At 59.9% G+C, this 18,656-nt stretch carries 12 protein-coding genes and 1 pseudogene; 2 read left to right on the top strand and 11 right to left on the bottom strand.

Annotated elements, in window-relative coordinates; all coding sequences use genetic code 11:
• Positions 1–69: 69 nt before the first annotated feature.
• The 11 genes and pseudogenes from dusB to LAO20_03445 all read right to left on the bottom strand — a co-directional run bounded on the left by dusB (position 70) and on the right by LAO20_03445 (position 14,787).
• The gene (gene dusB / locus LAO20_03495; protein ID MBZ5530473.1) at positions 70–1,296 is read right to left on the bottom strand and encodes a tRNA dihydrouridine synthase DusB; all 1,227 of its coding nucleotides are present in this window, start codon (positions 1,294–1,296) and stop codon (positions 70–72) included.
• A gap of 415 nt (positions 1,297–1,711) precedes the next feature.
• A complete protein-coding gene (gene prmC / locus LAO20_03490) occupies positions 1,712–2,572 on the bottom strand; it encodes a peptide chain release factor N(5)-glutamine methyltransferase (protein ID MBZ5530472.1) in 861 nt (286 codons plus the stop codon).
• Positions 2,573–3,268: 696 nt separating this feature from the next.
• A complete protein-coding gene (gene prfA / locus LAO20_03485; GenBank protein MBZ5530471.1) occupies positions 3,269–4,348 on the bottom strand; it encodes a peptide chain release factor 1 in 1,080 nt (359 codons plus the stop codon).
• A gap of 143 nt (positions 4,349–4,491) precedes the next feature.
• A complete protein-coding gene (locus LAO20_03480; protein MBZ5530470.1) occupies positions 4,492–5,481 on the bottom strand; it encodes a DUF1385 domain-containing protein in 990 nt (329 codons plus the stop codon).
• 192 nt (positions 5,482–5,673) lie between these two features.
• Positions 5,674–8,145, bottom strand: a complete 2,472-nt coding sequence (locus LAO20_03475) for an ABC transporter permease (GenBank protein MBZ5530469.1) — start codon at positions 8,143–8,145, stop codon at positions 5,674–5,676.
• Positions 8,146–8,285: 140 nt separating this feature from the next.
• Positions 8,286–9,227 carry a cation diffusion facilitator family transporter gene (locus tag LAO20_03470; protein MBZ5530468.1) on the bottom strand — a complete coding sequence of 314 codons (942 nt, stop codon included), beginning with the start codon at positions 9,225–9,227 and terminating at the stop codon, positions 8,286–8,288.
• A gap of 281 nt (positions 9,228–9,508) precedes the next feature.
• Entirely contained in the window at positions 9,509–10,057 is a 549-nt protein-coding gene (locus LAO20_03465; GenBank protein MBZ5530467.1) for a methylated-DNA--[protein]-cysteine S-methyltransferase, read from the bottom strand.
• Positions 10,058–10,099: 42 nt separating this feature from the next.
• On the bottom strand, positions 10,100–11,533 hold the full coding sequence (gene purF, locus LAO20_03460; protein ID MBZ5530466.1) for an amidophosphoribosyltransferase: 1,434 nt from the start codon (positions 11,531–11,533) through the stop codon (positions 10,100–10,102).
• A 117-nt stretch (positions 11,534–11,650) separates the two neighbouring features.
• Positions 11,651–13,832, bottom strand: a pseudogene (locus tag LAO20_03455) (phosphoribosylformylglycinamidine synthase subunit PurL).
• Positions 13,833–14,195: 363 nt separating this feature from the next.
• On the bottom strand, positions 14,196–14,531 hold the full coding sequence (locus LAO20_03450) for a helix-turn-helix domain-containing protein (GenBank protein MBZ5530465.1): 336 nt from the start codon (positions 14,529–14,531) through the stop codon (positions 14,196–14,198).
• The gene (locus LAO20_03445; GenBank protein MBZ5530464.1) at positions 14,512–14,787 is read right to left on the bottom strand and encodes a type II toxin-antitoxin system RelE/ParE family toxin; all 276 of its coding nucleotides are present in this window, start codon (positions 14,785–14,787) and stop codon (positions 14,512–14,514) included. Before LAO20_03445 ends, LAO20_03450 begins: the two co-directional genes overlap by 20 nt.
• Positions 14,788–15,039: 252 nt before the next feature.
• Here LAO20_03445 and LAO20_03440 point away from each other — a divergent pair, with 252 nt between their 5' ends.
• Positions 15,040–16,704: a carboxylesterase family protein gene (locus LAO20_03440; GenBank protein ID MBZ5530463.1), complete on the top strand. Its 1,665-nt coding sequence runs from the start codon at positions 15,040–15,042 to the stop codon at positions 16,702–16,704.
• The gene (selB, locus tag LAO20_03435; protein MBZ5530462.1) at positions 16,701–18,602 is read left to right on the top strand and encodes a selenocysteine-specific translation elongation factor; all 1,902 of its coding nucleotides are present in this window, start codon (positions 16,701–16,703) and stop codon (positions 18,600–18,602) included. The genes LAO20_03440 and selB overlap by 4 nt, the downstream gene beginning before the upstream one ends.
• Positions 18,603–18,656 lie beyond the last annotated feature (54 nt).

The following is an 18,656-nucleotide window of genomic DNA, read 5'->3' as shown; positions in this document are numbered from 1 at the left end:
AATATTTTGGACAATAGACGTGTTTGGCTTAGGTTACCGCCCAGCAAGACTAGGAGCAGAACTACTTTGCTAGTCGCTGCAAGCCGGCAGGAGATCGGCGTCAGAGGTACGCGACTGGACAGATTTAGATGCCGCGCTTTGCGCCGGTACACGTCCGCTCAGAAGCTCTTCAAAAAACTTATCTACCCTTTCCAGGATGGCCGGCCCTTGCCGCGCTGAGTACACCGCCTGCCGCAGCGCGCTTCCGTTGGGCACGCCGTGCGTGAACCATGCGACGAACTGTTTCATCTTGCCTTCCTGCCCGTGCATGTTCTCTTCCACCAGCATCTGGAAATACGTGCGGATCATCTGGTAGCGGTCGAATTCGGTTGGCTTGTCATAGCGCCCCGTCTCTGCTTGCTGGCGAATTTGCCGGAAGATCCAGGGGTTCGACGCCGCGGTGCGGCCGATCATCACCGCATCGCAGCCGGTCTCAGCGACCATGGCCACCGCGTCCTCCGGCGTGCGAATGTCGCCGTTGCCGATCACCGGAATATTGATGGCGTCCTTGACCGCGGCAATCCATTCCCAGCGCGCGTTGCCGCTGTAGCCTTGTTCCCGCGTGCGCGCGTGCAAGGCCACGGCGTTCAAGCCGCATTCTTCCGCCATGCGCGCCAGGGGCACGCATACAATATTGTCGTCGTCCCAACCCAGGCGGAACTTCACCGTGAACGGGATCTTCACCGCCGCGCGGACGGCCTTGAAGATTTCGCCGATTACCGGCAGGTCTTTCAGCAAGCCCGATCCGCCGTTGCACTTGACCACGCGCTTGGCCGGACAGCCCAGGTTCAAGTCCACCAGGTCAAAGCCGGCGTCTTCCACAATCTTGGCCGATTCGGCCAGTGTGTACGGGTCGCTGCCGAAGAGTTGCGCGGAGATGGGATGCTCGTCCTGATAGAAATGCAGGTAGCGCTTACGCTTCTTCTCGCGCGTGCGGAAGAGGCCGTCGGCGGAGGTGAATTCGGTCATCAGCAGCCCGCAGGCCGAGGTAGGCTTCATTTCGCAAACCGCCGCAGATGGTTCGTCCGCTCCAACACCGTGCCGCGTCCCGACCTGCTTCATGTTTGTTGCCGAGGCGTTCTCTTGTTCTTCCGGCGCAGCCATGATGCTTCCCGGTGCCTCCACAAAGCTGGCGTTGCGGATGAAGCGGCGGAACACCGTGTCCGTGACGCCGGCCATGGGCGCCAGGATGGTCGCTGGCGCGATGCGCACATTGCCGATCTGGACAGACCCCGGCACACGCGCGCCTTGCGGCATGTCAGCCGTGCGGACCGGATTTTCCCAGAATTTGTGCACTTCTAAAATTATTCCATGAGATGGCGGAGAAGGACAGAGAAAGCGTCACGCGACTTGGCTCTGCCCAGTTAACTGCTTTGTTATGTTAGGAAAGGCCTGCCTGGGGCGACGGTGCCACACGTCTCCCCGTAAAGCGACGTCATCCCGAGCCCCGTTTTATGAGGGCGCGCTCTCATCAGCGCCCGAATAGGGGTGAGGGACCTTGTGCTGTTAAAGACTGGCGTAGGGGTACGTAAACACAAGGTCCCTCCAGCCTACTCGCGCGCTGGTCAAAGCGCGCGCTCGCTTCACGGCCGTCGGGATGACGTCGCACTTGAAAAGAAAAATGGAGACTTTCAATTTCCCAGAAGACGCTGTTTCGGGGAACAATGGATCGTTAGGCCCGTCTTGCCGCCACCACGCGGGGAATGCCCTGCAGGTCTGCCGTGGTCTGGATGTCTGCCCATCCGGAGAGCAACTCTTTCACCTGGGCTTCAGTGGAAAAGCCAATTTCGGTCACAAACCAGCCACCCGGACGAAGCGCTTCATGCGCCTGGGGAATGAGCCGGCGATAGATGTCCATGCCTTCCTTGCCGGAGAAGACGGCGATCTTGGGCTCAAATTCTTTGACTTGCTTCTGCACCTTGTCAGCCTCGTCCTCGCCCACGTACGGCGGGTTGGAGATGACAAAGTCAAACTTCTCTCCCGCGTAGATCGCCAGAAGATCAGAGCGGCGGAACAGGACACGTTGTCCCAGCGCCAGTCGCGCGGCGTTGATGCGGGCGATCTCCAGTGCTTCGTCGGAGATATCGCAGCCGTGGATCTCGGCGTTAGGCAGTTCGCTGGAGAGCGCCAGCGCAAGGCATCCCGACCCGGTGCCCACGTCCACGATGCGGATCTTGCCCGATTCCCGATGGTCGCGGTAGTAGTCGTGCACCAGCTCCAGGACCGTCTCGACTACGTGCTCGGTTTCCGGACGCGGCACCAGCACGGCGTCAGAAACCAGCAGGTCCAGGCCCCAGAACTCCTGATGTCCGGTGATGTACTGCGTAGGACAGCCGCGCGCCCGCTGCGCCACCACTTCTTCATAGCGCGCCTGCTCGTCGGCGGTGAGTTCATGCTCGGGGTGGGCGTAAAGATACGCGCGTTCGCGTCCCAGGACGAAGAGGACCAGCAACTCGGCATTCAAGCGGGGGGAAGGAACGTCACTCTCCACGAAGCGTTGGTGTGCGCGGTCAACGGCCTGCTTGAGCTGCATAAGAAGCAATTAGCCATTCGCGCAATTGGGGCGATAATGGCTTTTGGATTGTAACCGAGGTTAGCTTTTCGGCAACAGCCTACCGAATGAGATTTTGACCTTGGGAGACAGTCTCGTAAAGGGGCCGAGCATTTTTAGTGGAGCGTATGATCGTGTCTCCCGACGAATTCTTGTCAGCTCGACGAGCCGGCGCGACGGTTGGATTGCTCGGATAGGTCTCCCCGTCGAACTTGAGTTCAGCCTCGTAACCTAGTCGAAGCCCTCCTCCCCCGACCCAAACTGTGATGCTGTGCCAGCCATGCGTTGTCTTACGCAGAACGCGAATGGGAGGCCACGTGATCGTCGTTCTTGTGATGACTCTCCAGGAACCGGCATCCGAGCTCAGGATGAACAAGCTGCAACCACCGCTCCCGCACCATTCGTTACTCACCAGATAGACAATTGCTTCTTGCTGGCCGTCGCCGTTCAGGTCTATGAAGGCCAAAAGGTATCTGGCTGACTTGTCATCCACCAGAGTTTGAAGGAATTTCCTCACAGAAGCTTCCCTGGCTGAAGTCTGAAACGATGTGCCAGTCGCAAGCGCTGGACACGTGATGATGGCCAGCGCGGAAAGGACAAATGTCATGACGACTATGTGTCTCGATATGCGGTTCGCTCTCACGTGGAATCGTCCCAAAGGCACGGCCACTCGTCCCCCTACGCCACCACTTCCGCCTGGTGTTTGAGCTTCTCTGCCTGGTAGTGCGTACTCAGAGCTTCAACCACTGGGCCCAGCTTGCCGTCCATCACGTCAGAGAGCTGGTGCAGTGTGAGCCCGATGCGGTGGTCGGTCATGCGGTTCTGTGGGAAGTTGTAAGTGCGGATCTTCTCACTACGGTCGCCCGAGCCCACCATGGCTTTGCGTTCCTTGGCCAGGGCCTGTTGCTGCTTTTCCATCTCCATTTCATACAGACGGGCGCGCAGCACGCGCATGCCTTTTTCCCGGTTCTTGATCTGCGACTTTTCGTCCTGGCAGCTCACCACCGTGTTGGTCGGCAAGTGGGTGATGCGCACCGCCGAGTACGTGGTGTTCACCGATTGGCCGCCCGGCCCGGAAGAGCAGAAAGTATCAATCCGCAGGTCTTTGGCTTCAATCTTTACGTCCACGTCTTCCACTTCCGGCAGCACCGCCACGGTGACCGCCGAGGTGTGCACGCGGCCCTGCTGTTCCGTCTGCGGCACGCGCTGCACGCGGTGCACGCCGCTCTCGTATTTCAGCTTGGAGAACGCGCCTTTGCCTTCAATGATGGCGATGACTTCCTTCAACCCGCCGACCCCGGACTCTGACGTGGACAGCACTTCCACCTTCCAGCGCTGGGTTTCCGCGTAGCGCGAGTACATGCGGAACATCTCGGCGGCAAAGAGCGTGGCTTCGTCGCCGCCGGTGCCCGCGCGGATTTCCAGTACCACGTTCTTGTCGTCGTTGGGATCTTTGGGAATGAGCAGGACCTTGAGCTCGGCGTCCGTGGCGGCAAGGCGCTCTTCCAGACGCGTCAGCTCTTCCTGAGCGTAGGCGCGCAGCTCGGCGTCTGACTCTTCGGCCACCATGGTCTTGCTTTCCGCGATGCCGCGCTGCAGATCTTTGTACTCGCGGTACTTCTCCACGATCTCCGCCACTTCGCTGTGGGCCTTGGCGGTCTTCTGGTATTTGGCCGAGTCGCCAATCACCTCCGGCGACGACAGCGCCTGGGTAAGTTCGTCGTATTTCTTTTCGATCTGGTTTAGTCGTTCAAACATTTGCAATTTCCTATTGTAGGCTGCGAGTGCTGGCCTCCCAAGAACTTCGTGGGCGTCAGCCATGGTCCTGACCGTAGAGACGTAGCACCGCTGCGTCTCAAAAATCATTTCAATGGGGATGGGAATGTATGCGGCGGGCGCCGCTAGGCAATCACCAGTTCGCCGCCGTTTTTCTTTTCCAGTTCCATGGCTTCGCGCAGGGCGACAATCGCGCACTCCACCTGGTCGTCCGACGGAGGCTGGGTGGTAATGCGCTGCAGCCACAGGCCGGGCTTGGTCAGAAGGGCAAAGAACGAACGGCCGCGCTTGGCGGAAAAGCGGATGATCTCGTAAGAAACCGATGCGATGATCGGCAGGAACGCCACGCGCAGTCCGAACTTGCCCCAGAAACTCTGCACCGGAAACGCCGCGTACACAAAAATGCAGATCAGCATGATGGTCATCAGAAAGCTGGTGCCGCAGCGCGGATGATACGTAGAGTACTCCTGCGCCTGGGCAGTCGTGGGCATGCCGTGGTCTTCAAACGCGAACACGGTTTTGTGTTCTGCGCCGTGGTAGTGGTAGATGCGCTTGATGTCCTTGAACAGCGAAATGCCCCAGACAAACAGCAGGAAAAGCGCGATGCGGATGGCGCCGTCCACCAGGTTGAAGGCAAAGTTATTGTTCATCGCCGCCCAGTGCGGCTTCAGGGCGCTGGCCGCCGTCAGCGGCACAAACTTGTACATGAAGATGAAGAACGACAGGGAGAAGATCATGCTGGCGGCAATGCCCCAACTGCCCACTTCCATCTTCTTGCCGCCTTCTTCCTCGGCAATGGACTCCAGGCCCACGTTCAGGGAGAACTTGGAAGCGATGAATCCCAGGCGCATGGCCTGTCCCAGAGTGGCGATCCCGCGGATAAACGGCCATCCCAGCCATTTGTGTCTCTCGGAAGGCCGCTGCAGGGGCTCGCTGTGAGTGCTGATTTCCCCCGAACTCTTGCGGATGGCGATTCCCCACGCATGGGGCGAGCGCATCATCACGCCCTCGACCACCGCCTGGCCGCCGACCAAAAGCGTCTCCTCCCCGCTCTCCAATGCCGGCAGGAGTTGCAGGGACACAAAATATCGCAGAATTTGGCGCCAAGGCTTCATTAAGTAATTAGATGAGGAAGTAAGTCCTCAGGGCTCCAGAGATTACCGCAGCGCAGAGCTGCTGTAAAGCTATTGTACGCTATGTGGCTGGAAAGAAATGGACAAAGCGCGTCCATAAGCCCCAAACCGCCAGTAACCACGCTGGCCGGGACTCGGTAGGCGACGTCCCGAGCTGGGTGGCCCGTCAGAGTTCTATTCTCCTCTGAGGGCCTCCACCGGATCCACCGATGCAGCCTTTCGCGAAGGCAGGTAGCTGGCCAGCGTCGCCGTGATCGCCAAGCCCACGGACACTGCGGCATAAGTAGCGAGGTCCATAGGTTTCACGCCAAATAACAGCGATGACAAAAACCGCATAGAAAGCAGCGACGCCGCCAGCCCAAAGACCAGGCCTATGCCGGTAAGCACCAGTCCGTGCCGCACGAACAGGCCTGTTAGTTCCTGGCGCTGTGCACCCAGGGCCATGCGAATGCCAATTTCGCGTGTACGCTGCGAAACCGAGTAAGCAATCACGCCGTAGATCCCCACCGTGCCCAGCAGAACAGCCATGGCGCCAGCCACACCCAGCATCAGCAGAGTGAAGGACGTCCGGGCCATGGAAGATTTGTAGTAGTACTCCACGGTTCGCACGTCGGCCAAAGGAAGGTTGGGGTCCACCGACCACACGGCCTGGCGGACGTCTTTCATCAATCCTTCCGTTCCCGCGCGCGGCGTGCGCAGCACGAACGAGAGTGAGCGGAAGACCACGCTCTTGTCGCCATCAAAATTGGCCATCAAAATGGGCCAATAGACTTCGGTGGGAGCCGGCTTGTTCACGCCGTCATCGTAGATGTTGCCTACCACGCCGATGACCTCGCGCCAGTCGTCGGTGGTACCCACGCGAATGCGCTTGCCCAGCGCCGCCGCTGGACTCTGCCACAGCTCGCGCGCAACGTTTTCAGAAACCAGGGCTACCGGCGTTCTGTTGTAAAGGTCATTCCAGGTCAGGTCCCGGCCGGCGACTAGTGGCGTGCCCATCGTGGCCGGGAACCCAGGCGCTACCCACTTGAAGCGGCGCAGGGCGCCGATTTCTCCCGGCTTGTAGGATTTGTCCTGGGCAAAAATCGGGTCGAAGCTGGTGTTCCTGTCCATGGGGACGCTGGTAGAGAGCGCCACCATCCGCACGCCTGGTACAGCCGCCACCTTGTGCAGAATCTCTTCGAACGTGCGCGCCACGCGCTCTTCGTCGGCAATTTCCGCCTTGGGGATGGACAGGGCAAAGGTCTGTAACTCTTCCGGGTGGTCGAAGCCCGGTTGCACTCTGATCAGCGCGACGAAGGTCCGCGCCATGAGTCCCGAGCAGATCAACAACACCAGCGCCAAAGCGACTTGCACCACCACCAGGACGCTGCGTGCGCGATGCTGTTCGCGGCCCTGGCTCAGGCCGCGTGCGCCTTCACGCAAGCCGGTCGCCACGCGCACTCCGGCATACTTGAAGACGGGAATAATGCCAAAGAGCACGCTGGCCAGGAGCGCAATACCCAACGTAAATAGCAGCACCCAGCCGTCAATGCTGATTTCATTCACCCGCGGCAGACCTTTGGGAGCCATGGCTACCAGCGTCCGCAACGCGGCGTAGGCCAGCCCAAGTCCCAGCAGGCTGCCCAGCACACCCAGGACTACGCTCTCAAACAACAGCTCTGAAGCAATGCGTCCCCAGCCCGCGCCCAGCGCTGCGCGCACCGCCAGTTCCTGCCGCCGGCCTTCCACGCGGACCAGCACCAGGTTGGCCACGTTGGCGCACGCGATCAACAGCACCAGACCGATCGAACCCATCAGCACCCAGAGCAGTTTGCCCACGTCGCCCACCACGCGGCTCTTCAGCGGCGCCAGGTTCGGCGCCAGGTGCGCGTCCTCAAACATCTTCAGGCTGAAGCCCGGCGGAGGCGGAAAAGTCTGGGAGACGATAGGCAGCATGCGCGCGACGTCCGCGCTGGCCTGCTCGATGCTCACGCCCGGCCTGAGCCGCGCAATGGCCGTATAGCTGAAGTTGCCAAGAAACATCTTGCTGCGGTCAAATTGGAAAGGAATGAGCAGCGCGGGATCTTCCTGATCAAGAATGTGGAAATCGCGCGGCATTACGCCGATGATCTCGCGCATCTTGCCGTCCATTTTGATGGTCTGCCCAATGATGGCGCGATTGCCGCCGAACTTGCGCTGCCAGTAGCCGTACATCAGGATCGTCGTGTCCGGGTTGCCGGGTGTGTCGTCCTGGCGGCTGAACGCCCGTCCCAGCATGGGCGATACACCCAGAACAGACGTAAGACCGTCGGTGACTCGCAGCGTCGGCACCTGTTCCGGCTCGGCCAAGCCGGTCACGCTGGCGGAGTCGTTGGTCATCATGGCGATGTCCCGGAAGCTGCGATTCTGCTCGCGGTAGATGAAGTAGTTGGAGGGAGCTCCCGGCAGGCGCGGAACGTTGATTCCCAGCGCCGCGTGCTCCGCGTTCACCAGCTCTTCAGAATGGGGATAAGGCAACGGCTTCAGCAGAATGCTCTCCAGCACGCTGAAAACCACGGTGTTCGCGCCGACTCCAGCCGCCAAAGTGATCAGGGTTACCACGGCAAACATTGGCGCCCGGCTTAACCTTCTCAGCACCTGCTTGAGTTGCGTTGCAAAAAACCCCATTTTCGTCCGCCTCTCTAGGCCCGCACGCGTCCCTTGGCGTCCTGCTAATTAGACGTACGTGATCAATTACGATAACAAACAAGAAAAGGTTGCATCAGGACAAGGGAGGTTGCAAGTTTTGCGGGTCCCTTTGCGCCGCGCTAAACGCGGCGCTTGAGCTTCATGCGGGTCTCCAGACGCGGAATGGCCACCGGAATTGGGCATCCGTGGGAAACCTCACACACGCTGTGCTCGAACTGGATGGTCGTGTGCTCAATGTGGTATTGCTCCATCAAAATCGTCTTTACCTGGCGCAAGATGCGGTCGCTCTCGGAAAGCGGGATATCGTTGATCCGGATGTGGCATGACAGCGCGTGGGTGTCCGAGCCAATGCTCCAGACATGGACGTCATGTACATCATGGATTTCCGCAATTTCGCTGAGCTGGCTGACGATCTGTTCCACGGTCATTCCCCGGGGCGCGCCCTCCAGCAGAATATTGAGCGTCTCCTGAATGATCCCCAGGGACGACCAGAGAATCAGGCAGGCAATTCCGATGGACAGAGCGGGATCAATCCAGGTTTGTCCCGTCCACAGGATGGCCCAGCCGCCCACGATGACCGCCGCCGTGGAGAGGGTATCGCCCAGTTGATGGATGAACGCGCTGCGGATATTCACGTCACTGGCGGCGCGGAACAGGATCCAGGAAATCGTCCCGTTCATGATTACTCCGGCCACCGCCACCCAGATCATCAGTTGCGGCTGCACCTCAACCGGATGGCGCATGCGCAAGAGGGCTTCGTAGAAAATGTAGAAAGCAATGGCCACCAGAGTGAGCGCGTTGATGAACGCCGCCACCACGCCGGCGCGATGGTATCCAAAGGTCTTGGTGGAGCTGGGCGGACGGGTTTGAATGAAAACGGCTACCCAGGAGAGCAGCAGCGCCAGCACGTCAGTAACGTTGTGCCCGGCTTCAGAAAGCAACGCCAGACTGTGTGCGCGCAAACCCGCCACCAGCGTGACTACAACGTACACTGCCGTGGCCAACAGCGAGTACCGTAGCGCCCTCGCACTCAGAGGGGCATTGGGGTGCGCGTGCTGCATAGTCTGAGTCTACCGCCTCAGCGGGCATGAGCCAATCTCAAGCCGCTTGTTGTCCCAATTGTGCAACGGGATGCTTACAATGGACACAGGCAGGCATGATTATCCGCCCAAGCTGCGTATCTATTGTCGAGTAACCCAGCCCTGTAAATCCAGTAATATCGAATCACTGAAGATACAGTAGTAACCCGCCTTTTCCGTCGAAAAGCGAGAATCGGCCAAAACGACTTTCAGGACTGCTTGACGGTATATCTTGCAAGACTGAACTGCGCATAGCCTGTTATCTAAGCCAAAGCCCGTGCAACTCTGTTGCCACGCGAGTCATCGAAGCCCAGCGGTTCCTGCAGAGGCACGCCTTCCAGACGCAACAGCTTTTCCTTTACGTCCAACCCGCCGCCGTAGCCGGTAAGCGTCCCGTTGGCGCCCACCACGCGGTGGCACGGGACAACAATCGCCACTGGGTTGTTATGGTTGGCCTGGCCCACTGCGCGAAACGCCTGGGGCCTGCCTACCGCCTCAGCAATCTCCGCATACGAACAGGTTTGTCCGTACGGAATGCGGCAGAGCGCCTCCCAGCATTTCTTTTGAAACGCGGTGCCCTGCAGGTCCAGCTTGCAGGTAAAGGCGCGAAGTTCGCCGCGGAAATAGGCCTCTATCTCTTCCTGGTAGGGCCGCAGATGTTCTTCGGATTCGATCCAAACTTCATGCTTGGCCTGCCTGGGCATTTTGCCGTTGAATTGCAGACAACACAGGCCCCGCTCGGTGGCCGCGATCAACAAGGGACCAATGGGCGACGCGATGCGCGAGAAATAAACTGTGCGGACTTCAGGCATGGCAAAAAATCTTAGCGCAAAACGCGCCTGGCGGAAAACGCCCTACGGCTTCTTGATTTCCACCGGCGGCGGAATCAGCGTCTCCAGCGGCACAAACTCTGTGGGATAGATTCCGGTGTAGCACGACGTGCAGTAGGTGGTCTTCTCCCCTTCGGCGCAGGCTTCCTTCATCCCTTTCAACGAAAGATACGCCAGGGAATCCGCGCCGATGTAGTCGCGGATCTCGGTAATGGTCTTGTTCGCCGCGATCAGCTGGCCCTTGGACGGAGTGTCCACGCCGTAATAGCAAGGCGAAATGGTGGGCGGACAGGAGATGCGCATGTGCACTTCCTGGGCGCCGGCGTCGCGCACCATGCGGACAATCTTCCGGCTGGTGGTGCCGCGCACAATGGAGTCGTCAATCAGGACCACTCGTTTCCCCGCGAGCAAATTGCGCACCGGGTTCAGCTTGAGTTTCACGCCGAAGTCGCGCACCCGCTGCTCCGGCTCAATAAAAGTGCGGCCCACGTAATGATTGCGGATCAGGCCAAAGCGAAACGGAATCCCCGCTTCCGCGGCATAGCCCAGCGCAGCGGTCACGCCGGAGTCCGGCACGGGGACCACCACGTCCGCTGGAATACCGGATTCCCTTGCCAACTGGCGGCCCAGGGCCTCGCGGCTGGCCTGCACCGAACGTCCAAAGACCACGCTGTCCGGACGCGAAAAGTAAACGTGCTCAAAGATGCAGCTGGACTGCTTCATCTCCGCGGCGAAGAAGCGCGAAGAAACGCCTTCCGGTCCCACCACCACCATCTCGCCCGGCTTCACGTCGCGCTCGTACACGGCGCCGATCAGATCAAACGCGCAGGTCTCGGAAGCAAAGACAATGGTGTCACGCTCCGAGCCGCCGCCGTTGTGGATGCGTCCCATGGACAGCGGGCGGAAGCCGCGTGGATCGCGTACGGCAAAAACGCGGTCGCGGGTCATCATGACCAGCGAAAACGCGCCCTCAATGCGGCGCAGCGCGTCGCACACTGCTTCCGGCAAAGTCTGTTCCTTGGACTGCGCGATCAGGTGCACGATGACTTCCGTGTCGCTGGTCGTCTGGAAAATGGAACCTTGGGCTTCCAGTCGGCTGCGGATTTCCCACGCGTTGACCAGGTTGCCGTTGTGGGCCAGCGCGATCATGCCTTTGTTGCAGTCCACCATGATGGGCTGGGCATTGAGTACGGCGGAGTCGCCGGCCGTGGAGTAACGCGTGTGCCCAATGGCGATGCTGCCGGGAAGCTTGGCCAGCACTTCTTCGGTGAAAATCTCCGCAACTTCACCCATGGCTTTGTGCAGGTGCAGGCGTCCGCCATCGGAGGAAACCATGCCCGCCGACTCCTGGCCGCGATGCTGCAACTGGTGCAGACCCAGATACGCGAGCGTGGCTGCTTCCGCGTGCGTGTGCACGGCGACAACGCCACAATATTCCTTGAGTTTGTCAAATGCCATCGGCCCCACCTGCCCGCGATAGAGTCTCAACCAGTCACAAAGATTTCAAACCCTTGTCATCCATGTCGTCCTTCAGCAGTAACCAAATACCAAGTACCAAATACTAAGTACCAAGTACTAACTACCGCTTCCCGCCAACGCCGCAGTCAGCGCCGTTTCCCATACTTGCTTCAACTCTGACACCGGCGCGGAAATGGCTACCTTGCCATCAATCTTGATCACCAGTTTTCCAGGAACAGTGCGCCCGATCCGGTCCGCTGTCAGGCCCCATTGTAACGCTGTTCTTTTGATGCTCTCAGTCTTTTCCAAGTCGCAGGTAACCACGATGCGACTGGCGTCCTCGCCAAACAGCAGCGTTTCGGCGAACAAACCATTGGAGTTAAGGTCGATCTCCGCTCCCAGACCAGGCTGCACGAAGCCGGCTTCTGCCAGCGCGACCGCCAGCCCGCCATCGGAGACATCATGCGCCGATTCGATGCTGTGGCTGTGGATCAGCTCGCGCAGGCACTTTTGCAGCGCCGCTTCCTGCTTCAGGTCCAGCGCCGGCGGCTGGCCCCAAACCGCGCCCAGCACTTCCTTGGCGTATTCCGACGACCCAAATTCGGCTTCCGCCTGCGCGGAATCTGTTCTCGCACCACCACTCAAAATGAGGACATCACGATTGGGCTGGCGGAAGTGGAAGGTCATGGCGTCGTCCACGTTTTCCAGGATCCCCACAATGCCGACCACCGGCGTGGGATAAATTCCCTCGCCCAGGGTTTCGTTGTACAGGCTTACGTTCCCGCCGGTGATGGGAGTTTCCAGCGCGGTGCAGGCTTCCGCCAGGCCGTCCACCACGGCTGAAAATTGTCCCATGATCTGCGGCTTCTCCGGATTGCCAAAGTTCAGGCAGTTGGTGGCTGCCACCGGAGTGGCTCCGGTGCACGACACGTTGCGGGCGGCTTCGGCCACGGCATGCATGGCGCCCAGCTTCGGAGACAGCCAGCACCAGCGGCCGTTGCCGTCCAAAGCCATGGCCAGCGCGCGCTTGCTGCCCTTGATGCGCATCAGGCCGGCGTCCGCGCCCGGACCTTCCACGGTGTTCGATTGCACCATGGAGTCATATTGTTCAAACACCCAGCGCTTGGAGCAGATGTTCGGCGAAGCCAGCAGGCGCTTGAAGTTGGCAGTGAGATCGCCGTCCGTGAAGCGAATATTCGCTGGCTTGGTGCGCGATACCGGCGGCTCCCAAATCCCCACGGGGCGGTTGTACAAAGGCGCGTCATCCGTCAGCGCAGTGTTGGGTATGTCGGCGACGAGCTTGCCGTGTTCCAGCACACGCAATCGGCCGCTGCTGGTGACCTTTCCTACGATCACCGCGTCCAGTCCCCATTTCTCGAAGACGCGCAGCACTTCCTGCTCGCGCCCGCTCTCGGCGACGAGCAACAGCGCCCATGTCCTGTATGCCCACGACGGCGCCGGTGTGCATGGCTTCCAAACACGCTTCGAGCAAGAGTTTTTCCAGGAACGGATCGCCCACCTGCACGTTGGGCCGCTTGGCCTCTGAGCCTTCACTGAACTCTTCGCTGGCCATGGTGGCGCCGTGGATGCCGTCGCGCCCAGTCTTGGCGCCCACGTAGATGACTGGGTTCCCCTCGCCCGCGGCCTTGGCGTAAAAGATCTGGTCGCGACGCACCAGGCCCAGCGCGAAAGCGTTGACCAGAGGGTTCTGCGAATAGCAGGACTCAAACTTGGTTTCGCCGCCCAGGTTGGGCACGCCGAAACAGTTGCCGTAAGAGGCCACGCCGCTGACCACGCCTTCCATGGTCGAGTGGTTCTTGTGGATGGTGGCCTGGGCATTGTTGTCGTCCGGCGCTTTCGCGCCTGGCGTGATTGGCCCTGGCGTGATGGGTCCAAATCTCAACGAATCCATTACCGCCAGCGGCCGCGCCCCCATGGTAAAGATGTCGCGCAGAATTCCGCCGACTCCGGTGGCCGCTCCCTGAAACGGCTCAATGAACGACGGGTGGTTGTGCGACTCAATCTTGAACGCGCATGCCCAGCCGTCGCCGATGTCAATGATGCCGGCGTTTTCCCCCGGTCCCTGCACCACCAGCTTGCTGCGCGTGGGCAGGCGCTTCAAATGCACGCGCGACGACTTGTACGAGCAGTGCTCGCTCCACATCACGCTGAAGACGCCCAGTTCGGTGAGCGAGGGCTCGCGGCCCAGCGCGCTCTTGATGCGTCCATATTCTTCCGGCGTGATGCCGTGGTCGGCGATGACTTCAGGGGTAATCGCGGAGATTTGCACAGTAGACATAGGCGGTGATTCTATTTTCGCATGTTCCAACATTCAGAATTAAGCGGGTTTGAGCGGTTTGACTGTCCCCCTTTGTGTTCCTTCGTGTCCTTTGTGGTTAGAGGTTTTCCGATCACGGCGATGTCGGCGATCACGTGCGATACCCTCCCCCTCCCCGTTCATCCCCGAAAAATAAGGACTTAGCTCAAGTCATCCCCGGGGATCATTCCAGTTGGAGCACTCCCTTGCCTTCGACGGCAAGATAAGGCTATATGATAGTAAATAAACCACTTATCGTAGCACAATTCCAGGCAAATTTCAAGCAAAAATATGGTCTTAAAATGCCAGCTCTTGCCACCCGGCACTGCCAAATCGCGGCCGCCATCAGGCTACTCGGACTTTCTTTGACCGTGCCGAACGCGGCCTCATCTTCATCGTAATCTCCGCATCCAGATTCAAACGATGCGCATACGTGAGCAGCTTCTCGATGCTCATTTTCGAGATCTTTCCATTAAGCAGATTGCTGATGTTTGGCTGGTAATCATCAAGTAGCTCCGCCAAGCGAGCCTGGGTATAACGTTGCTGCTGTATCCGCTTCAACAGAGCGCTCAAGATCCTCGCCTTAATCTTGAGTGATGCAGCCTCGGACGGGGAAAACTCTAAATCATCAAAAATGTCGGCCTTGGTCACATGCCCGGGCCTATTTGCTCTTCTGGCCATGTTTCTTGTCCTTCTTCTGTTGTTGGATACGCTGCCGCACGCGAGCCAGCCTTTCCTGTGCAATCTCCAGATCGCGCCTATCGGTCTTCCGGCTTCGCTTTTCAAAACAATGCAGAACGTAAATCACAGTGTCGATCTTCGCGAGATAAATAACGCGATACCAAGATCGCTCGTCTTGCTCTTTCAGTTCCCACACACCGGAACCGACAGATTGCATCCGGCGCGTTGCTGAAGCCGGCATCTCGCCCTGCTGCAATTGCCAAAGCGAAAAGCCCAGGTCGGCACGGACCGGGATCAGGAAAGCCGGTGATCACTTCCCGCGAATCTCCTTCCCAGTGGATTTCCGCTGGGGATTTGGTCGGGGTCTTGCTCACACCCGCACTCTATCAGGACTCGGCAACGTTGTATATAAAATATGTTATAAACTCCCTCCTTGCCGCACCCTCGCCCCTGTGAAAGAATCCGATTCAACTTTGACCAGCTATACCGCACCGCGAGGGCACGCAATATGAAGCTTTGGTTTATCGCACTCTTTCTTCTAGGATTCGTATCCACCGTGACAACCCCGCCATCATTCGCCGCCGGGAAAGATCCCGTCCGCGTGGAGCAAGGTCTGCTCTCCGGAGTCCCCGGCGCCAACGCTGACGTACGCGTCTATCGCGGGATTCCTTACGCCGCGCCGCCGGTGGGCGATCTCCGCTGGAGGCCGCCGCAGCCGCCGGCTGCGTGGCAAGGCGTTCGCGACGCCGGCAAGTTCGGCGCCACCTGCTGGCAGGTCCCTTATCCGCCCGCGGCCGCCATCTTCCAGAATGACATCTCCACCATGAGCGAAGATTGCCTCCACCTGAACCTATGGACGCCGGCCAAGACCGCTAATGACCGCCTGCCCGTCATGGTCTGGATCCACGGCGGAGGTTTGACCCGCGGCTCCTCCACCACACCCATGTATGACGGCGAAAACCTCGCCCGCAAAGGCGTGGTGGTGGTCACGCTCAATTACCGCCTGGGCATCTTCGGCTTCTTTGCCAACCCTGAGCTCGCGTCGGAGTCCGCGCACCATGCTTCAGGAAATTACGGATTGCTGGACCAGGTTGCGGCGCTGCAATGGGTGAAGAAGAACATTGCGGCCTTTGGCGGCGATCCCAATCGCGTAACGATTTTCGGCGAATCAGCCGGCTCATGGAGCGTGTGCGCCCTCACCGCCAGCCCGCTGGCCAAAGGACTGTTCGCGCGCGCCATCGGCGAAAGCGGCGGTCTGTTTGCACCGATGCTGACGCAAGAGAAAGCCGAAAAAGAAGGTGAGCGAATCGCCGCGACCTTAGTAACCAACGCGGGGCCAGGTGCGACCACCGCCGCCGCGTCCAGCTCAGCCGCTGACGGGCCAAGCAATCCGTCCTCGGCGGCTCCAGCAGCGAAAAAAGATGTCCTCAAGGCCCTGCGAGCGATGCCCGCGGAAGAACTGGCCAAAACCAACCCTGACACCGCCCGCGCCAACGTGGACGGCTGGTTTCTGCCGCAGGACGTTTACAGCACCTTTGCTCAAGGCAAGCAGAATGACGTGCCGCTGCTGGTCGGAAACAACGCCGATGAAGGCACCATCTTTGCTCCTCCAGCCGGGTTCCTGACGGCAGCCGTGTTCTCCGCCGGAGCGCGCCAGCGCCTTGGCGATCTGGCCGATCAGTTCTTCAAGGTCTATCCGGCCGGCTCCGATCAGGAAGCCCTGGCCTCGTACCTGGCCAGCTTTCGCGACCTGACCTTTGGCTGGGAGATGCGCACGTGGGCGCGCATGCAGGTCAAGACCGGACACCATCCGGTGTACCGCTACTACTTCACGCGTCGCCCGCCCGGACGGCAGAGCGCGCGCCTCGGCGCATTCCATGCGTCGGAAATTCCTTATGTCTTCGGCAACTTCGTCTGGCCGTTCCCCTGGGAAGACGTGGACCACAAGTTGAGTGACGCGATGGCCGGCTACTGGGTGAACTTCGCCGCCACCGGAAACCCCAACGCCAAGGGACTCCCGGAATGGCCTGCCTATGACCCGGAGAAAGACGCGGTACTGGAACTGGGCGATCAGGTCGCCGTCGGCTCGCACATCAACAAAGCCGGGCTGGATTTTTATGACGCCTACTTCCAAGAGCGGATGAAGCCGCAATCGGCGGCCGGAACGAAATGAAGTCCATCATCATCGGCACGGCCGGACACATTGACCACGGCAAGACTTCGCTGGTCAAGGCCCTCACCGGCATTGACGCCGACCGTCTGGAAGAAGAGAAACGCCGCGGCATCACCATTGATCTGGGCTTCGCCCACCTTGAGCTTCCCGCGCCCAGCGGTGAGAATCTACGCCTCGGATTTATTGACGTCCCCGGCCACGAGCGTTTTGTGCGCAACATGCTGGCCGGCGTGGGCGGGATTGACCTGGTGCTGCTGGTCATTGCCGCCGACGAATCCATCAAACCGCAGACCCGCGAACATTTTGAAATCTGCCGGCTGCTTTCCATCCCGCGCGGCATCACCGTCATCACCAAGAGCGATATGGTGGACGAAGAAACCCTCAACGTGGTGAAGCTGGAAGTGGAAGACTTTGTGCGCGGGTCGTTCCTCGATAGCAGCCGCTCGCCGATCGTCGCCGTAAGCAGCCTTACCGGCGCCGGACTGGACGAATTGAAGAGCCAGATCGCGCGGCTGGCCGCCGAGGTTCCGGCGCGCGATACTGAAGCTCTCTTCCGCCTGCCGATAGACCGCGTCTTTGTGATGAAAGGCTTTGGCACGGTCATCACCGGCACGCTGATCGCCGGCAAAATCAAAAAAGAGGAAGAAGTTGAGATTTTCCCGGCGCGGCAACGCGCACGGGTACGCGGCGTGCAGGTCCACGGCGCTCCGGCTGGCGAAGCCGTTGCCGGGCAGCGCACCGCGCTCAACCTGGCCGGCGTTCCCATGGAAGACCTGGCGCGCGGCATGACGCTCGCTTCTCCCGGGCTACTGGACACCACGCAACGCATCGAAGTGCAGCTCTCCTTGCTCAAAGACGCCAAGCCGCTGAAGAACCGTGCGCGCGTCCACCTGCATGTGTTTGCGTCGGAGACCATTGCCGAAGTCGCGTTGCATGAAGGCAATGAAATCAAACCGGGAAGCACGACTTTCGCCCAACTGCGCACGGAAGAACCTTTGCTCTTGCTGCCGGGCGATCACGCCATCCTGCGGCAGTTTTCTCCAGTCGTGACCATTGGCGGCGCGCTGGTGCTGGACGCATTCCCGCTGGCGCGACAAAAAAAAGACGCACGCTTGGCCGTGCTCAAGGCACTGGCCGGCGGATCAAGACAAGACGCGTTGCTGGCGCGCGTTGCGCGGCGCGGGAAAGACGGCCTGGACATGCCTGCTGCCGTTCGCGAAACCGGCTTGAAGCCCTCCGTCCTGCAGCCGGTTTTTGCGGCGCTGGTCCAGCAAAAGCAGATCACGCAGGCGGGAGAATTTTTCGTCGCCAGTGAGTCTTTCAGCCATGCGCGTGAAAGTCTGCTGGCTGCGGTGGACGCCTTTCACAAAGCCAACCCGCTCGTCGGCGGCATCAGCAAAGAAGAGCTGCGGGCCAAGCTCGGCCTGCACCAGACCGTCATGGAAGCCCTGCTGGCGCAGCTGGCGCGCGACAAGAAGACGGAGGTCAGCGGCGAGCAGGTACGCCTGGCGGGACGCGGCGTGGAATTGAAAGACGATGAAGCCAAAGCCAAAGGGCAAATCGAAAAAGCGTTTGCCGACGCCGGCTTGAAAGTCCCGCTGATGAAGGAAGTCCTGGATAAACTTCCGGTGGATCGTACGCGCGCACAGAAGCTGGTCACCCTGCTGTTGCGCGACCGCGTGCTGGTGAAGCTCACCGACGACCTGGTGTTCCACCACAGCGCCCTCGAAAGCCTGCGCCAGGTGGTGGCCGCGCAGAAAGCCAAATCGCCCAAGATTGACGTCGCCACGTTCAAAGACCTGATCGGCGTGACCAGGAAGTACGCGATTCCCCTGCTCGAATATCTGGACCAGCAGCGGGTCACGCGCCGTGTGGGCGACGAACGGGTAATCCTCTAGAGCGCGTCTGAAAAAACTCCGCACAAACAACTGCCATAAACGACGCAAGCTCGC

The organism is Terriglobia bacterium (assembly GCA_020072815.1).
In the GTDB taxonomy this organism is placed as follows: Bacteria; Acidobacteriota; Terriglobia; order Terriglobales; family Acidobacteriaceae; genus Angelobacter.
Note: the sequence above shows the minus strand (reverse complement) of the source record. Positions and strands in the feature narration are given on the sequence as shown.

What these genes read in the sequence shown, in the direction of transcription:
- dusB (MBZ5530473.1), bottom strand. Translation starts at nt 1,296, where the DNA reads ATGCCGCAAGGCGCGCGTGTGCCGGGGTCTGTCCAGATCGGCAATGTG.
- prmC (MBZ5530472.1), bottom strand. Translation starts at nt 2,572, where the DNA reads ATGCAGCTCAAGCAGGCCGTTGACCGCGCACACCAACGCTTCGTGGAG.
- prfA (MBZ5530471.1), bottom strand. Translation starts at nt 4,348, where the DNA reads ATGTTTGAACGACTAAACCAGATCGAAAAGAAATACGACGAACTTACC.
- LAO20_03480 (MBZ5530470.1), bottom strand. Translation starts at nt 5,481, where the DNA reads ATGAAGCCTTGGCGCCAAATTCTGCGATATTTTGTGTCCCTGCAACTC.
- LAO20_03475 (MBZ5530469.1), bottom strand. Translation starts at nt 8,145, where the DNA reads ATGGGGTTTTTTGCAACGCAACTCAAGCAGGTGCTGAGAAGGTTAAGC.
- LAO20_03470 (MBZ5530468.1), bottom strand. Translation starts at nt 9,227, where the DNA reads ATGCAGCACGCGCACCCCAATGCCCCTCTGAGTGCGAGGGCGCTACGG.
- LAO20_03465 (MBZ5530467.1), bottom strand. Translation starts at nt 10,057, where the DNA reads ATGCCTGAAGTCCGCACAGTTTATTTCTCGCGCATCGCGTCGCCCATT.
- purF (MBZ5530466.1), bottom strand. Translation starts at nt 11,533, where the DNA reads ATGGCATTTGACAAACTCAAGGAATATTGTGGCGTTGTCGCCGTGCAC.
- LAO20_03450 (MBZ5530465.1), bottom strand. Translation starts at nt 14,531, where the DNA reads ATGGCCAGAAGAGCAAATAGGCCCGGGCATGTGACCAAGGCCGACATT.
- LAO20_03440 (MBZ5530463.1), top strand. Translation starts at nt 15,040, where the DNA reads ATGAAGCTTTGGTTTATCGCACTCTTTCTTCTAGGATTCGTATCCACC.
- selB (MBZ5530462.1), top strand. Translation starts at nt 16,701, where the DNA reads ATGAAGTCCATCATCATCGGCACGGCCGGACACATTGACCACGGCAAG.